We start from the raw sequence: 14,968 nt of genomic DNA on the forward strand, positions 1-14,968 counted from the left end.
CTTCCTTATGTCTATGAACAACATTTCCACGCAACGCTTAAAACAAAGCCTTCAACATTTCTTTGCACGTTATGCCACGCAAAAAGAAGAGATTGTTTATGCAAAATTTTCACCCAATCTGTTTACGGAAAATTGGCAAAAAACGGCATTTTATTTTGAGCAAATAGAGCTCACTCTCGTGCAGCTTGAACAGATTGAAAGCGATAACATTGAAGTCTGGCAGTTTTATACGCAAAAACTATCCGCACAATGCACCGCACTTTCTGATGCCTTAATGCGTCAACAGCAAAATGCTCAGCTCTTTCCGGTTAAAGATAAAGAAGAAAATAAACCGCAAAATAAACGTCAGCATCCCGTACACAGTTTGCCACCACGCGAACGCTTGGCAAAATATTATGAATATTTAGCGTCTTTTAATGAAAAAATTCAGCACGAGCAAGACAGTTTAAGTGAAGCGCAGAGAGAGGGACTTCCATTTAACCGATTAAAACTGGAACAACTAGAACAACGTCGCGCCCGTTGCTTGGAAGCCATCGAAATGTTAGAGGAATATTTAATTTTCCTCGAAAAGCAAAAATAGTCGTAATAAAAAACCTCGCAAACATCGCGAGGTTTTTTCATTCCGCTCAAATAAATTAGCCAGTGTAACGGCCTACACCCAGTTCATCTTCTTTACGGGTGCGGTTAATTACCATTTGTGGCGATTGCAACACACGCAAGCCCATTTGGTCTTCGGTGCGTACCACTTCACCACGTAGGGAGTTTGTGAATACATCGGTGATTTTAATATCAACAAATTTTCCGATCATTTCCGGCGACCCCTGGAAATTCACAATACGGTTGGTTTCCGTACGACCGGTTAATTCCATAATATCTTTCTTCGATGGGCCTTCTACCAACACGCGTTGCTCCGTACCTAACATCGCGCGACTGAATTGAGCCGCTTGATTGTTGATGCGTTGTTGCAACAAATACAAACGTTGTTTTTTCTCGTCTTCAGTCACATCATCTGGGTAATCTGCCGCCGGTGTACCAGGACGGGCAGAATAAATAAAGCTGAAACTCATGTCGAAATTCACTTGAGCAATCAAATTCATAGTCTGCTCGAAATCTTCATTGGTTTCACCCGGGAACCCCACGATGAAATCAGAGCTGATTTGAATATTCGGACGTACCGCTTTTAGTTTGCGAATAATGGATTTGTATTCAAGCGCTGTATGTCCGCGTTTCATCATGGTTAAAACGCGGTCTGAACCGGATTGCACCGGCAAATGAAGGAAACTCACCAGCTCCGGTGTATCACGATACACGTCGATAATATCATCGGTGAATTCGATCGGATGACTCGTGGTAAAACGTAAACGGTCAATACCGTCAATGGCAGCGACTAAACGCAATAATTCCGCAAAGGTACAAATTTCACCGTCAAACGTCGGGCCACGATAAGCATTCACGTTTTGACCAAGCAAGTTCACTTCACGCACGCCCTGTGCGGCTAACTGTGCAATTTCAAATAAAATATCATCTACCGGGCGGCTTACTTCCTCACCACGGGTATAAGGCACCACACAATAAGTACAATATTTATTACAGCCTTCCATAATAGAAACGAATGCGGTTGGTCCCTCTGCACGAGGCTCCGGCAAACAGTCAAATTTTTCAATTTCCGGGAAACTAATATCTACAACGGAGCTTTTCCCGCCACGAATTTGGTTGATCATTTCAGGCAAACGATGCAATGTTTGCGGCCCGAAAACAATGTCCACATAAGGCGCTCGGGTGCGAATGTGTTCGCCTTCCTGCGATGCCACACAGCCGCCCACGCCAATCAATAAATTAGGGTTATTTTTCTTTAATTCTTTCCAACGCCCTAATTGATGAAAGACTTTTTCCTGTGCTTTTTCACGAATGGAACAGGTATTTAATAATAAAACATCCGCTTCTTCCGGCACCTCGGTAAGTTCCAAACCGTGTGTGCTGTGTAATAAATCCGCCATCTTAGATGAATCGTACTCGTTCATCTGACAGCCCCAAGTTTTAATATGTAGTTTTTGCGTCATACTGGCTAAAATTTACTCTAATGGTTCATAAAAATTGACTGGCTATTCTACCGAGTTGCGCTTTTTCTCGCTAGTAAAAAAGCAGATTTTCTCAAGAATTTTACCTGTTGTAGGTAGAAATAATGCTTTACCAAAACATGTCAAAAAAAGGAAAAGAGCGGTCTGAATTTGTCTTAAACGACATAAAATTGCAGAGAAAAGAAGAAAGGAAAAGGCAGATAAAACACCGTAGACAAGTAAGCTTAACCTGAAATTTATCTGCCATTCATCAATACATGGAATGACTTACTGATTGGGGGAATAATAAAGTTTACCGATTTCAATCTTTTGGCGACCGGTTTGTTCGCGCCACTTATTGCTGTCACGCAACGAATAAACACAACCGCAATATTCTTGCTGATAAAAACGCTCGCGTTTACTGATTTCAATCATACGTTGTGAGCCTCCTTCTTTGCGCCAGTTATAATCCCAATAAATCACATCGTCATATTTTTCTGCCGCACGATGACCGCAACCGTTAATTTGCTCCATGTCTTTCCAGCGAGAAATGCCAAGGCAACTGGTGAATACCGGGAAACCGTGCTCATGAGCATATTCAGCCGCTTTTTCAAAACGCATATCAAAACACATGGTACAACGAATGCCGCGTTCCGGCTCCCATTCCATGCCTTTGGCACGGTCAAACCATTCTTGACGATCATAGTCGGCATCAATAAATGGAATACCAAATTTTTGCGCAAAACGAATATTTTCTTCTTTGCGAATCAAATATTCTTTTAACGGGTGAATGTTCGGGTTGTAGAAATAAATCGTAAATTCAATACCGGACGCCAAAATGGCTTCCATCACCTCACCCGAGCAAGGCGCACAACAGGAGTGCAAAAGCAGTTTATTGTGCCCTTCAGGCAATTCCAATTTTTCACGAATAAAAGGTGCATTTGGATCTTTGCGTGGTTTTTGTTTGCGTGTTTTATGTTGAAAACCGACCGCACTTTGAGATTGTTGTTCTGTCATGACTATTTAGCTTGAAGAATTTCGATACATTTATAAACAAATATTGTTGAACCTTTTGGATTATAAAGTGAAAACACAAAAAACTTTGGCGTATCGGCAGACTTTACTTCAAGTACAGTCTTTGTATTCGCCTTATTTGTATATTCCCACATCTGTGAATTATCGGTTCGAACGAGTTTTTCGTTGGGCGGTAGCAAACCGCTTTCCATGTGATGCTTATCAATTTGGTTGAAAAACGTCACCATTTTAGATGCGCCATTTGGTTCTGCGCAGGAAAAATCGGCTGATAAAACTGACTGGTTAAAAAAGCACAACAAACATGTTAGGAGTCGCTTTTTCATTAATATGCTCTATCCACGGATAAATACGCTAAGGAAATCAACGCTTGTTTATACTCGCTTTCCGGCAGAATCTGAATCGCATCAACGGCTTTTTGTGCTTCTTGTTTAGCGCGATCCATCGCGTAATCAAGGGATTTATGTTCTGCCATAATAGCTAACACCTCATCAATGGCCTCACGTTTCCCACCTTGTTCGATGGCTTCGCGAATTAACGCAGCCTGTTGTTCATTGCCGTGGTGCATCGCATGTAATAAAGGAAGGGTCGGTTTGCCTTCGGCTAAATCATCGCCCACATTTTTCCCTAAGGCCTTGGCATTCGCGCTGTAATCCAACACGTCATCCACTAACTGGAATGCTGTGCCGAGATAACGACCGTAATTCTGTAATGCTTTTTCCTGCTCGTCATCCGCATCGGCAATGATTGCGGCAGCTTGCGCCGCCACCTCAAATAAACGAGCGGTTTTGCTGTAAATCACCCGCATATAATTTTCTTCACTGGTTTGCGGATCGTTCACATTCATTAATTGTTGCACTTCGCCTTCTGCCAACACATTGGTGGCATCCGCCATAATGCGCAAAATTTTTAAAGATTCCAGCTGAGCAACCAATTGGAACGCACGGGTATAAATGAAATCCCCCACCAACACGCTTGCGGCATTACCAAATTCTGCATTTGCCGTAGCACGCCCACGACGCATATCCGATTCATCCACAACATCATCATGCAACAAAGACGCTGTATGAATAAATTCGACAAAGGTGGCACACGTAATAGCTTTTTGCCCTTCAAAACCTAAGGCTCTTGCTGCCAACACGGTAATTAAGGGACGAATGCGCTTGCCACCGCCTTGCACAATGTAGAATCCTAATTGATTAATCAGCACCACATCTGAGTTAAGTTGGGCTAAAATCGATTCGTTCACTTTTTGCATATCCGCTTGGCTTAATGCCTGGATTGCATTCATATCCATAAAATTTGTTGTATTCATTTCTATAATTAGGCCACTTAAAATTAGGGGAAGTAGATGAAATTGAAAACGAAAGTACAGTTGATTCTACCCGATTTTTCCCCCTTTCTGAAATTAAACTACCTAAATTGCCAATTTTTTTATTTTATCGTAAATAAGTTCTTGCTATCCCCTAAATTTTTACGTAGAATTTGCGCCCTATTTATATGAATTTTATGTGCGAAATGAAACAACATTAGAGCACAATTATAGCGGAGTATTTATGTACGCAGTTTTCCAAAGTGGCGGTAAACAACACCGAGTAAGCGAAGGTCAAGTCGTTCGTTTAGAAAAACTTGAACTTGCAACTGGCGCAACAGTTGAATTCGATTCAGTGTTGATGGTCGTTAATGGTGAAGATGTTAAAATCGGTGCCCCAGTAGTTGCTGGTGCAAAAGTAGTGGCTGAAGTAGTTGCACAAGGTCGTGGCGATAAAATTAAAATCGTTAAATTCCGTCGTCGCAAACACAGCCGTAAACAACAAGGTCATCGTCAGTGGTTCACAGAAGTGAAAATCACTGGGATTCAAGCATAATTTCAGAGGAGATCAAGTAGATGGCAACTAAAAAAGCTGGTGGTTCAACTCGTAACGGTCGTGATTCTGAAGCTAAACGTCTTGGTGTTAAACGTTTCGGTGGTGAATCTGTATTAGCAGGTAGCATCATCGTTCGTCAACGTGGTACTAAATTCCACGCGGGCAACAACGTTGGAATGGGACGTGACCACACCTTATTCGCGACAGCCGATGGTAAAGTAAAATTTGAAGTAAAAGGCGAGAAAAGCCGTAAATACGTAAGTATTGTTACTGAATAATTTTATAAAAAGAATAAAACGCCCTGCTCAATGCAGGGCTTTTTTATAGGTAAAATCATGAAACAACAACCTATGTTAGGTTTTCTTTTTGCCCTGATCACCGCCATGGCGTGGGGCTCTTTGCCTATTGCATTAAAGCAAGTTGTTTCCACTATGAATGTGGAAACCATTGTTTGGTATCGCTTTATCGTTGCCAGTGTTGTTATCCTCTTACTCCTTGGTTACAAAAAAGCATTGCCCAACATATCAAAACTGGGTTATTACAGTACGTTAGTTATGCTTGGCGTACTCGGATTAGCCGGTAATTTTTTCTTATTTAATAACTCACTCAATTATATTGAGCCTTCCGTTGCACAAATTTTTATCCATTTGTCCTCTTTTGGTATGCTCATTTGCGGTGTTGTGATTTTTAAAGAAAAATTAGGGTTACACCAAAAAATCGGTTTGATCTTATTAACCATCGGCTTAGGTTTCTTTTTTAATGATCGCTTAGAAATCTTCACAGGGTTAAATATCTACTCCACCGGTGTTTTTCTCAGCATTAGCGCGTCTTTAATATGGGTTGCTTACGGCATGGCACAAAAACTCATGCTAAGAAAATTCAGCTCACAACAAATTTTGCTGATGATCTATTTTGGTTGCGCCCTTGTCTTTACGCCTTTTGCTAAATTTTCACAAGTACAAGGCTTAACGCCTATCAGCCTTGGTTGCTTAATTTACTGTTGTTTAAATACGCTATTTGGTTATGGTGCTTATGCTGAAGCATTAAATCGTTGGGAAGTGTCAAAAGTCAGCGTGGTCATTACCTTGGTTCCGTTGTTTACTATTTTATTTGCGCACCTTGCCCACTATATCGACCCAACAGATTTTGCCGCCCCTGAACTAAATACTATTAGCTATATCGGTGCGTTTATTGTAGTATGCGGGGCAATTTTATCCGCCATCGGGCACAAGTTATTCCCTGCTCGCCCAAAAGTGCGGTAGTAATTTTCAGTATTTTGGAGAAGTTGAATGAAATTTATTGATGAAGCTTTGATTCGTGTCGAAGCCGGTGACGGGGGCAACGGCTGTGCCAGTTTCCGTCGTGAAAAATATATTCCCAAAGGCGGTCCGGATGGGGGCGATGGTGGTGACGGTGGTGATGTTTATTTAATCGCTGACGAAAACCTCAACACGCTTATCGATTACCGTTTTGAAAAACGCTTTGCCGCTGAACGCGGGGAAAACGGACGCAGTGCAAACTGTACCGGACATCGAGGTAAAGACATTACTTTACGTGTACCGGTGGGAACGCGCGCTATTGATAACGACACTCAAGAAATTATCGGTGATTTAACCAAAAATGGCATGAGATTATTAGTTGCTAAAGGTGGTTATCATGGATTAGGTAATACTCGTTTCAAATCCTCCATTAACCGCGCTCCACGCCAAAAAACCATGGGAACACCGGGTGAAAAACGCGATTTACTATTAGAATTAATGTTGCTCGCCGATGTTGGGATGCTCGGTTTACCAAATGCCGGCAAATCTACTTTTATCCGCGCCGTTTCTGCAGCTAAACCGAAAGTCGCTGATTATCCGTTTACCACTTTAGTGCCAAGTCTCGGTGTGGTGAAAGTAGATGACAATCGCAGTTTTGTTATCGCGGATATTCCCGGGTTAATTGAGGGGGCATCAGAAGGTGCCGGATTAGGTATTCGTTTCTTGAAACACTTAGAACGTTGTCGCGTATTAATTCACTTAGTGGATATCAATCCGATTGACGATTCTGATCCTGCAGATAACGTAGCAATTATCGAATCTGAACTTTTCCAATACAGTGAATCCTTAGCGGATAAACCACGTTGGCTGGTGTTCAACAAAATCGATACGATGAGCGACGAAGAAGCTCATGAACGTGCAGAAGAAATTGCGAAACGCTTAGGCTGGGAAGAAGATTATTATTTGATCTCTGCTGCGGCTGGCAAAAATGTACCTCAATTGTGTCGCGACATCATGGACTTCCTAGAAGCGCATCCACGTGAAACGGAAGAAACACCGGTAGAAAATGAAGAAGTGAAATTCAAATGGGAAGATTACCATCAAGAGCAATTAGAAAATGCTGATTTTGATGATGAAGATGATGACGACTGGGATGACTGGTCAGAAGAAGATGAGGAAGGCGTAGAAATCATCTACAAGCCTTAATCAGATATAAAAAAGTGCGGTCAAAAAACACGTAGATTTTTGACCGCACTTTTTTATGAATTACCGCAGAAAAAACTAGCCTTTTCGTGCATTTTTCATGATTCGCTCTTTTGCCACTTTCCACTCGCGCTCTTTAATATCTTCCCGCTTATCCTGTTGTTTCTTACCCTTCGCCAAACCAATTTTGACTTTTGCCCATGCACCTTTCCAATATAAAGAAAGGGCAATTAACGTAAATCCATCACGATTTGCTTTGCCGAATAAAGAATCCAATTCACGTTGTTTCAGCAATAATTTACGGGTTCGAGTTGGGTCACACACCACATGGGTTGATGCGACACTTAAAGGTTGAATGCTCGCGCCAAATAAAAAAGCTTCACCATTTTTAAAAATAACATAACTATCACTTAAATTTGCTTTGCCGGCGCGCATAGATTTCACTTCCCAGCCTTGCAATTCAAGACCTGCCTCAATTTCACCTTCAATAAAATAATCGTGTCTCGCGCGCTTATTTAATGCGATCGTATTAGAACCGGGTTTTACTTTTTTCTTGGTCATATATTATTGGAAATTAAACATAAATTGGCGCACATTCTACCGAATCCACGCAAAGATAGCAAAAGCACACAATAAGGATAATTTGTCTCCCGTTTGGCAATAAAGGCGACTTGTTAATTTTTAATACTCTTAAGGAGTGAAATGTATCCGGTCATTTCCTTTACGTAGAAATGGCAAAAAAACCACCGCACTTTTTTCTTTGGGAATAAAAAAAATCAGCGCCCAATGCGCTGATTCCCTTTATTCTAACTCTCCACAAAAGCGATAACCTTCTCCGTGAATGGTCGTGATAATTTCCGGGGTATCAGGATGATCTTCAAAATGTTTTCGAATACGGCGAATCGTAACATCCACCGTGCGATCTTGTGGCTTAAGTTCGCGTCCTGTCATTTTTTTCAATAATTCTTCACGGGTTTGAATTTTTCCCGGATTTTCGCAGAAATGCAACATAGCACGAAATTCACTGCGCGGTAGCTTACGCTCTTCGCCTTCCGGCGTAACCAAAGTACGGCTATTTAAATCTAATGTCCAACCATTAAATTTATATTGTTCAATTTGATGAGCACGCTGATTTTCCTGCATTGTGCGCTGTAATAAATTGCGTGCACGAATCGTTAATTCACGTGGATTAAACGGTTTAGTAATGTAATCATCCGCCCCAATTTCCAAGCCGAGAATTTTATCCACTTCATTATCCCGACCGGTTAAAAACATCAGCGCGATGTCTGCATTCTCACGCAATTCGCGGGCAAGCATTAAACCATTTTTCCCCGGCAAATTAATATCCATAATGACCAAATTAATGTCTTCTGTTTCTAGAATTCGGTGCATTTGGGAACCGTCAGCCGCTTCAAAAACATCATATCCTTCGGCTTCAAAAATACTTTTTAATGTATTTCTGGTAATCGTTTCATCTTCAACAATTAAAATTTGTGGCGTTTGCATTAGCAAATCCTTCATTTTCTTAGTTATTACTTCGGTATTCAGTTATTCGACAACACATAACCTGAATTTTATAATTGCAACATTATTGTAACAACAAAAACAATTAAATGAGAATTTATTCGCCTTTGATTTTATGATCTATATCATAAAATCAACAGGATTCGACAAATAAAAAATCCTTCAATAAACAATGTTATTGAAGGACTCGCTAAAGTTACACACAAAGCTAAAGTACGAGAGAAATCAACGTTTTTTCTTACCACCCTGACGCGCTTTAAAACGCGGGTTTTCTTTACAAATCACATATACGACACCATGACGACGCACGACTTTACAACCAGGATGGCGAGTTTTTGCTGTTTTTAATGAAGATAAAACTTGCATAAACATTCCTTATTTCGATTTGAAAATGCCGAACTTGCCATAACGATTAGCAAAATCGCTTGCACGCCCTTCATTGGCAACTTGTCTAACTTTACCGGTATAAAATGGATGTGATGCCGAGGACGTATCACACATAAATACCGGATATTCTTTGCCATCTTCCCACTTCATGGTGTTTGTGGTTCTGGCACAAGAGCGAATCAAAAAGCCTTGCTTAGCATTGGAATCATAAAAAAGAACGGTACGATAATTTTCCGGATGAATCCCTTTTTTCATTTTACACAACCTTATTTCTTGATGAAAAATAACAATGCGCGCCATGTTACACAAAAAACGCCACCCAAGCAAACTTATTTTAATTAAAAAAATAAGGAGGTAGAAAAAAGTGTTGAATCAAGCTTTACATAAGCAAAAATAACTTAGAAAAACACTCAAGATGCCTAATTAATTTTTATAAAAAACAATGTTATTTTCGACCGCACTTTAATAAAAACCTAATAAGTTCTTATTTCAGGTGCTTGATAGGATTTAATAAACTGTTCTATTTCAAGAAGATCTGTACTGAATAACAATTTGTCAAAATGTGTTTGACTCAAGAATCCCTCACTTACCATGCTTTGATACATGTTTCTGAGCGGTTCATAAAAACCATTTTGGTTAAATAAAATACAAGGATGCGGATTTTGTCCAATACGCGACCAAGAATACACTTCACAGATTTCTTCTAGTGTTCCCGGTCCACCAGGCAACGCAATACAAGCATCAGCAAATGCCAACATCTTTGCTTTCCGTTCCGCCATAGAATTGACCACGATAATTTCTGTACAGCCACTGTGCGCAACTTCCCTTTCTCGTAAAAATGCGGGAATCACGCCTATCACTTCCCCACCATGAGATAATACGGTATCTGCCAACAATCCCATGAGTCCTGCTTTGCCACCACCATAAATCAATCGATGATGATGTTGTGCAAGCCATTTACCCAACTCAATTGTTGCCTGCTGATATGCCGGTACATTTCCCAATGCCGCACCACAATAAACGGTGATATTCATTTTATTCCCTCAATAATATGACTTCGTATAAAGTCGGCTCGCTGTGAATTTATTTCACAAAAAACGCGACCAGACCATAAGGTGCGATATTTTACAGCAATTTGTTTTCTGTAGTGCTAGAATGTGCCCCATTTTATGGAAAATCATCACTGTATCTTATGAAAAAATATCTTCTTCTCGCGTTCTGTTTACTCACAACATTGAGCCTACAAGCTGCGGATCTCTTCAATAATAAACCGAAATTTTTACCGGTGGATCAAGCATTTCAGCTACATGCAGAACAGCAGCATGAAAATATTTTGTTGAATTGGCAAATTATCGACAATTACTATCTTTACCAAGACAAGCTGGAATTTTCACTTAACGGTCAGCCAATTGACGTTCAACCGCAATTTTTAACTACAGCGGAACAGTATCAAGATCCTTATTTCGGCACAGTAAATATTTTCAAGCGCCAACTCGCCCTTAAGTTACCGCTGCCAAATAAAGGTGCGCAAGATCTTTTAGACGTTACCTACCAAGGTTGTACCCAAGGCTTTTGTTATCCGCCGGAAACCAAACAGTTTGTACTCGGTGAAATTCCACAAGTGGCTATGACCGCGCAACTGAAAGCGGATGAATTGCAAAGTGCGGTAGGAAATTCAGATGTTTTATCATCACATCAAAATCAACTTGCTGACAGCCTATTTCAGAGCAAGTATGCCATGTTGTGGTTTTTTGTCCTCGGTATCGGGTTGGCTTTTACCCCTTGCGTCCTCCCGATGCTACCGTTGTTATCAGCCATCGTGATTGGTAGCCGCACAGAAAAAAGTAGCACATGGCGAGCTTTGGCGTTAAGTTTCGTGTATGTGCAAGGCATGGCATTAACTTATACTTTATTGGGTTTATTGGTCGTACTCATCGGTTTACCGTTCCAAGTGGCGTTACAAAGCCCTTATGTTTTAATTGGATTGTCGCTGGTTTTCACCTTGCTGGCGCTTTCAATGTTTGGTGTATTTACCTTACAACTGCCCTCCTCCCTGCAAACTAAACTGACTCAGCTCAGTCAACAACAAAAGAGCGGTGCCTTTTTCGGTGTATTTGCCATGGGCGCAATCGCCGGTTTAGTGGCTTCGCCTTGCACCTCAGCCCCGCTATCAGGCGCATTGCTGTATGTAGCGCAATCAGGGGATTTTGTGATCGGTGCGTTAACTTTGTATTTATTAGCCCTCGGCATGGGTTTACCGCTCATTCTAATTACCGTCTTCGGCAACAAAATCCTACCAAAATCCGGCGCTTGGATGGAAAACGTAAAAACCGCATTTGGTTTTGTCATGTTAGCGTTACCGGTGTTTTTACTTTCCCGTATTCTTCCTGCCGTTTGGGAACCTCGTTTATGGGCATTACTCGGCGTAAGTTTCTTTGTCTGGCTAGCCATGCAAATGCGTACCTACGGCATCGGATTATTCTTCCGTATTGTATTCCTCATCGCAGCCATGGCACTCGCTCAGCCGTTACAAACATGGTTATGGCAAAATAATACGCAATCCAAAGAGAACCAAAGTGCGGTTCAAAATTCACTTGAATTTCAACAAGTGCACAGCTACGACGAGCTTCAACAAGCATTAGCACAAAATCCCAAAGCCATGGCAATGATCGATCTCTATGCAGATTGGTGTATTGCCTGCAAAGAGTTTGATCATAAAACCTTTGCCGATTCAAAGGTGCAGGCGGCGTTAAAAGACGTTTTATTGTTAAGAATCGATATGACGAATAACAGCGAAAATAACCGCACTTTAATGAAACAGTTATCGGTAACCGGTTTGCCGACATTGATTTTCTTTAATGCCGAAGGCAAAGAAATCGGAGCCCAGCGCATTACCGGTTTTATGGAAAGTGAGACATTTTTGCAAACACTCCAAGCGGCTAAAAACAGCATTCATTAACGATTAAGAAAAAATCCTTTTCTTTTTTAGTCATTTTTTTCTTCGAGATTAATTGTTAGCATATGCAACCTCAATCTTGATTACTTCTATTTAAGGAAAGGAAAAATGTTTTTAAACAAATACAGCAACTACTTTTTAGGTTTATTACGTATCGTTTCAGGCTATGCTTTTGTGTTGCACGCAACAGCAAAATTCTGGGAATTCCCTGTTTCCATGACTGGCGGCAATGGCGCTGTGGAATTGGCTTCATTAATGGGCGTAGGCGGCATCATTGAACTTATATTCGGTATTCTCTTAATTTTAGGTTTATTTACTCGCGTCTCCGCTTTCTTACTAAGTGGCCAAATGGCGGTCGCTTACTTCATGTTCCATGCGCCTAAAGGTTTCTTATTTCCATTGGCCAATGGCGGTGAAACCGCATTTTTATACTGCTTTATCTTCTTATATTTTGTATTTGCCGGCGCCGGTGCATTCGCATTAGATAACAAAATCAGTAAAAAATAATCTCTCCGATGGAGATAAAAAGGATGAGGACGCACCTCATCCTTTTTTCTATATCAAATGAAACAATAAAAAACCGCACTTGAGGTTTACTTCAAGTGCGGTCATTTTTATCGGCGTTTTTTCGCAAGGAAATTATTTACCGCTCCATGCTTTAATAGCATCTAAACGGGCTTTCACTTGGCTTTGGGAATCACCTTTGAAATAATCTTTAGCTAAACCGCCTTCCCAACCACCGTAGTTCGGGTTAGGTAACACAATGTAAGTTTTACCGAATTTCGCTTGGTTTTTCGCCACAAAATCACGACGATCTGCATTTAATTTACCGTGTGTTGCATCACCGAAATCATCTAAGTTATCACCGACATAAAGTACGATGTCATAACCTTGGCTTTCGATTTCAGCAAAACGAGCAGATTTGGCAGATTTATCTTTTTTGAGGTAAAGAGAAGATTCATCAACACCCGTAAAACCTAAACGTTTCATGTCATCAATGGTGCCAGCTTTTTCATTTTTGTCTTTACGATTAGACACATAGAACATTTTGCCTTTGTGTGAATTAACGTAATTATTAAATTCTACCGCACCGGCAATAGCGCCTGATTCTCTCGCATCAACCCAACGAGTCCAATCTTTGCCATCAAATGGTTTGTTATTTTGGATTTGCCAACCTGCATATGGGCTGTTATCAATCATAGTTTCATCCAAATCCACTACAACCGCTTTTTTCTTGCCTTTTTTCACTTTTGCGTGATCAAAGGCGACTTTTGCCGTATTAAAAGCTTGATACGCCAATGCATTGTATTCACCGGATTCTTGCATCCAGTTAATGCCTAACACTGCTTGTTGCTGTAATTGAGCGTCGCCTTGTGTCGCCTGATGAGTACAACCGGCTAATACAAACGCAGAAACCACGGCAAGTGCGGTCATTTTTAATGTTTTTTTCATGAAATTCTCCTTTGGGTTTGATAAATCGCTAAAAACAATAGCACCCCTATTTTGAATCAGGGGACTATTTTATTCAATAGCCATAAAAACAAAAAAGGCATGTTTAACACATGCCTTTTATTGATATGTTTATTTCGCTAAACATTGGCTATAGCTGTCTGCGGTAAACTGCAAGAAAGCCGCATAAGGGTTGCCTTCCGCTTTGACGCTATCGCCCATCGGGTCAAGGCGTCCGACTTTTACTTGTGTCGCTTTGCTTAAACTTTCAATCACTTTTGGTGTGAACTGAGGTTCAGCAAATAAGCAACTGACTTTGTGTTCAGCAATTTCTTCTTTAATTTTTGCTAAGGTTTTTGCTCCCGGCGCCACCAACGGATTAATGGTGAAATAACCGGTTTGATTTAAACCATAGGCTTGATTGAAATAGCCATAAGCATCGTGGAAGACATAGAAGCCTTTGTCTTTTACGTTTTCTAATTGCGCTTTAATTTTCACACTGGTTTCAGCCAAAGTGCGGTCAAATTCCTCGACGTTTTTTTCAATCAGTGCTTTTTTCTCCGGATATTGTTTTACCAGTTTTGCGGCAATACGTTGTGCCACAACTTTACTGATATCCGGTGAATACCATACATGCCAGTTAATCGAAGCATCATCGTCATGATGATGTTCATGTCCTTCATGTGCATGTTCATGTCCAGCGTGCTCGTGTTTATGATCGTGATCGCCGTGTGCATGTTTGTGGTCATGCCCTTCGTGCGCATGATGATGACCTTCATGGCCGTGTTCATGGGCATCGCCTTCACCGTGATGATGGTGATGCTCGCCTTTCATGAGGAAAGGTTCAATCGCGGCAATGTCTTTAATGGTTAAGACTTTTTTATAATCTAGATCATCAATAGATTTATCCAAAAATAGATCTACGTCTTCGCCAATCCAAACCACCATTTCAGCAGATTTTAATTTTTGTGCATCGGAGGGTTTCAAATTGTAATCGTGTGGAGAAGCGCCTGTCGGCACTAATACATCCACATCTGTTACCCCATTTGCAATCGCGCTAGCAATAAACCCAAGCGGTTTAATGGAAGTGACAATCGTAGCGGAAGCCACTGCAGAGAAAGAAAGAATCGCTGCGGCAATCGCCGTTTTTTTCAAACCTTGTACTAATTGAGTCATTGTATTTCCTTCTATGATGAGATAGGTAAGTTGAACAAAACGCAGCTAGGTTACTCT

The 14,968-nt window shown here is 40.9% G+C and carries 18 protein-coding genes; 7 read left to right on the forward strand and 11 right to left on the reverse strand.

What is annotated here, in order from left to right; translation table 11 throughout:
• The first annotated feature begins 13 nt into the window (after positions 1 to 13).
• Positions 14 to 580, forward strand: coding sequence for a primosomal replication protein PriC (priC, locus tag DQN58_RS09455; protein WP_006719032.1), 567 nt, complete (start codon positions 14 to 16; stop codon positions 578 to 580).
• A gap of 55 nt (positions 581 to 635) precedes the next feature.
• Here priC and miaB read toward each other — a convergent pair whose 3' ends face one another.
• The 4 genes from miaB to ispB form a co-directional block, all read right to left on the reverse strand.
• A complete protein-coding gene (gene miaB / locus DQN58_RS09460; RefSeq protein ID WP_006719034.1) occupies positions 636 to 2,060 on the reverse strand; it encodes a tRNA (N6-isopentenyl adenosine(37)-C2)-methylthiotransferase MiaB in 1,425 nt (474 codons plus the stop codon).
• A gap of 285 nt (positions 2,061 to 2,345) precedes the next feature.
• Positions 2,346 to 3,074 (reverse strand): epoxyqueuosine reductase QueH, encoded by a 729-nt coding sequence (locus DQN58_RS09465; RefSeq protein ID WP_006719036.1) that lies wholly within the window; start codon positions 3,072 to 3,074, stop codon positions 2,346 to 2,348.
• Positions 3,075 to 3,076: 2 nt separating this feature from the next.
• Positions 3,077 to 3,415, reverse strand: a complete 339-nt coding sequence (locus DQN58_RS09470; protein WP_006719039.1) for a hypothetical protein — start codon at positions 3,413 to 3,415, stop codon at positions 3,077 to 3,079.
• Positions 3,415 to 4,386 carry an octaprenyl diphosphate synthase gene (gene ispB / locus DQN58_RS09475; protein ID WP_162496230.1) on the reverse strand — a complete coding sequence of 324 codons (972 nt, stop codon included), beginning with the start codon at positions 4,384 to 4,386 and terminating at the stop codon, positions 3,415 to 3,417. The genes DQN58_RS09470 and ispB overlap by 1 nt, the downstream gene beginning before the upstream one ends.
• A gap of 259 nt (positions 4,387 to 4,645) precedes the next feature.
• Between ispB and rplU the strand changes: the two genes are divergently transcribed.
• Genes rplU through cgtA form a run of 4 tightly spaced genes read left to right on the forward strand, consistent with a single transcriptional unit; the run spans position 4,646 to position 7,422 of the window.
• Positions 4,646 to 4,957: a 50S ribosomal protein L21 gene (gene rplU / locus DQN58_RS09480; RefSeq protein ID WP_006719042.1), complete on the forward strand. Its 312-nt coding sequence runs from the start codon at positions 4,646 to 4,648 to the stop codon at positions 4,955 to 4,957.
• A 20-nt stretch (positions 4,958 to 4,977) separates the two neighbouring features.
• Entirely contained in the window at positions 4,978 to 5,235 is a 258-nt protein-coding gene (rpmA, locus tag DQN58_RS09485; protein ID WP_005539872.1) for a 50S ribosomal protein L27, read from the forward strand.
• Positions 5,236 to 5,292: 57 nt separating this feature from the next.
• Complete coding sequence (locus tag DQN58_RS09490; protein ID WP_032997946.1) at positions 5,293 to 6,219, forward strand: DMT family transporter; 927 nt, start codon at positions 5,293 to 5,295, stop codon at positions 6,217 to 6,219.
• Between the two features lie 27 nt (positions 6,220 to 6,246).
• The gene (gene cgtA, locus DQN58_RS09495; protein WP_006719056.1) at positions 6,247 to 7,422 is read left to right on the forward strand and encodes an Obg family GTPase CgtA; all 1,176 of its coding nucleotides are present in this window, start codon (positions 6,247 to 6,249) and stop codon (positions 7,420 to 7,422) included.
• A 75-nt stretch (positions 7,423 to 7,497) separates the two neighbouring features.
• Here cgtA and smpB read toward each other — a convergent pair whose 3' ends face one another.
• The 5 genes from smpB to DQN58_RS09520 all read right to left on the reverse strand — a co-directional run bounded on the left by smpB (position 7,498) and on the right by DQN58_RS09520 (position 10,364).
• Positions 7,498 to 7,980 (reverse strand): SsrA-binding protein SmpB, encoded by a 483-nt coding sequence (gene smpB, locus DQN58_RS09500; protein WP_006719057.1) that lies wholly within the window; start codon positions 7,978 to 7,980, stop codon positions 7,498 to 7,500.
• A 240-nt stretch (positions 7,981 to 8,220) separates the two neighbouring features.
• Positions 8,221 to 8,925 carry a two-component system response regulator ArcA gene (arcA, locus tag DQN58_RS09505; RefSeq protein ID WP_032997947.1) on the reverse strand — a complete coding sequence of 235 codons (705 nt, stop codon included), beginning with the start codon at positions 8,923 to 8,925 and terminating at the stop codon, positions 8,221 to 8,223.
• Between the two features lie 243 nt (positions 8,926 to 9,168).
• The gene (ykgO, locus tag DQN58_RS09510) at positions 9,169 to 9,309 is read right to left on the reverse strand and encodes a type B 50S ribosomal protein L36 (protein ID WP_006719061.1); all 141 of its coding nucleotides are present in this window, start codon (positions 9,307 to 9,309) and stop codon (positions 9,169 to 9,171) included.
• Positions 9,310 to 9,318: 9 nt separating this feature from the next.
• On the reverse strand, positions 9,319 to 9,585 hold the full coding sequence (locus DQN58_RS09515) for a type B 50S ribosomal protein L31 (RefSeq protein ID WP_032997949.1): 267 nt from the start codon (positions 9,583 to 9,585) through the stop codon (positions 9,319 to 9,321).
• Positions 9,586 to 9,803: 218 nt separating this feature from the next.
• Positions 9,804 to 10,364: an LOG family protein gene (locus DQN58_RS09520; RefSeq protein ID WP_006719065.1), complete on the reverse strand. Its 561-nt coding sequence runs from the start codon at positions 10,362 to 10,364 to the stop codon at positions 9,804 to 9,806.
• Positions 10,365 to 10,522: 158 nt separating this feature from the next.
• Here DQN58_RS09520 and DQN58_RS09525 point away from each other — a divergent pair, with 158 nt between their 5' ends.
• Positions 10,523 to 12,289 (forward strand): protein-disulfide reductase DsbD, encoded by a 1,767-nt coding sequence (locus DQN58_RS09525; RefSeq protein ID WP_006719067.1) that lies wholly within the window; start codon positions 10,523 to 10,525, stop codon positions 12,287 to 12,289.
• A gap of 105 nt (positions 12,290 to 12,394) precedes the next feature.
• The gene (locus DQN58_RS09530; RefSeq protein WP_006719069.1) at positions 12,395 to 12,793 is read left to right on the forward strand and encodes a DoxX family protein; all 399 of its coding nucleotides are present in this window, start codon (positions 12,395 to 12,397) and stop codon (positions 12,791 to 12,793) included.
• A 132-nt stretch (positions 12,794 to 12,925) separates the two neighbouring features.
• On the opposite strand, the gene DQN58_RS09535 is transcribed toward DQN58_RS09530, so the two are convergent.
• Together DQN58_RS09535 and znuA are read right to left on the reverse strand one after the other, a co-directional pair.
• Positions 12,926 to 13,738 (reverse strand): 5'-nucleotidase, lipoprotein e(P4) family, encoded by an 813-nt coding sequence (locus DQN58_RS09535; RefSeq protein ID WP_006719071.1) that lies wholly within the window; start codon positions 13,736 to 13,738, stop codon positions 12,926 to 12,928.
• 129 nt (positions 13,739 to 13,867) lie between these two features.
• Positions 13,868 to 14,911, reverse strand: coding sequence for a zinc ABC transporter substrate-binding protein ZnuA (gene znuA / locus DQN58_RS09540; RefSeq protein ID WP_006719073.1), 1,044 nt, complete (start codon positions 14,909 to 14,911; stop codon positions 13,868 to 13,870).
• Between the last annotated feature and the right edge of the window lie 57 nt (positions 14,912 to 14,968).

The sequence above is a fragment of the Aggregatibacter segnis ATCC 33393 genome, assembly GCF_900476035.1.
Lineage (GTDB): Bacteria > Pseudomonadota > Gammaproteobacteria > Enterobacterales > Pasteurellaceae > Aggregatibacter > Aggregatibacter segnis.

Coding starts and splice junctions, on each gene's coding strand:
- DQN58_RS09515 (WP_032997949.1), bottom strand. CDS start 9,585: ATGAAAAAAGGGATTCATCCGGAAAATTATCGTACCGTTCTTTTTTAT.
- rplU (WP_006719042.1), top strand. CDS start 4,646: ATGTACGCAGTTTTCCAAAGTGGCGGTAAACAACACCGAGTAAGCGAA.
- DQN58_RS09470 (WP_006719039.1), bottom strand. CDS start 3,415: ATGAAAAAGCGACTCCTAACATGTTTGTTGTGCTTTTTTAACCAGTCA.
- DQN58_RS09465 (WP_006719036.1), bottom strand. CDS start 3,074: ATGACAGAACAACAATCTCAAAGTGCGGTCGGTTTTCAACATAAAACA.
- DQN58_RS09490 (WP_032997946.1), top strand. CDS start 5,293: ATGAAACAACAACCTATGTTAGGTTTTCTTTTTGCCCTGATCACCGCC.
- rpmA (WP_005539872.1), top strand. CDS start 4,978: ATGGCAACTAAAAAAGCTGGTGGTTCAACTCGTAACGGTCGTGATTCT.
- znuA (WP_006719073.1), bottom strand. CDS start 14,911: ATGACTCAATTAGTACAAGGTTTGAAAAAAACGGCGATTGCCGCAGCG.
- ykgO (WP_006719061.1), bottom strand. CDS start 9,309: ATGCAAGTTTTATCTTCATTAAAAACAGCAAAAACTCGCCATCCTGGT.
- smpB (WP_006719057.1), bottom strand. CDS start 7,980: ATGACCAAGAAAAAAGTAAAACCCGGTTCTAATACGATCGCATTAAAT.
- DQN58_RS09520 (WP_006719065.1), bottom strand. CDS start 10,364: ATGAATATCACCGTTTATTGTGGTGCGGCATTGGGAAATGTACCGGCA.
- priC (WP_006719032.1), top strand. CDS start 14: ATGAACAACATTTCCACGCAACGCTTAAAACAAAGCCTTCAACATTTC.
- ispB (WP_162496230.1), bottom strand. CDS start 4,386: ATGGATATGAATGCAATCCAGGCATTAAGCCAAGCGGATATGCAAAAA.
- arcA (WP_032997947.1), bottom strand. CDS start 8,925: ATGCAAACGCCACAAATTTTAATTGTTGAAGATGAAACGATTACCAGA.
- DQN58_RS09525 (WP_006719067.1), top strand. CDS start 10,523: ATGAAAAAATATCTTCTTCTCGCGTTCTGTTTACTCACAACATTGAGC.
- DQN58_RS09535 (WP_006719071.1), bottom strand. CDS start 13,738: ATGAAAAAAACATTAAAAATGACCGCACTTGCCGTGGTTTCTGCGTTT.
- DQN58_RS09530 (WP_006719069.1), top strand. CDS start 12,395: ATGTTTTTAAACAAATACAGCAACTACTTTTTAGGTTTATTACGTATC.
- miaB (WP_006719034.1), bottom strand. CDS start 2,060: ATGACGCAAAAACTACATATTAAAACTTGGGGCTGTCAGATGAACGAG.
- cgtA (WP_006719056.1), top strand. CDS start 6,247: ATGAAATTTATTGATGAAGCTTTGATTCGTGTCGAAGCCGGTGACGGG.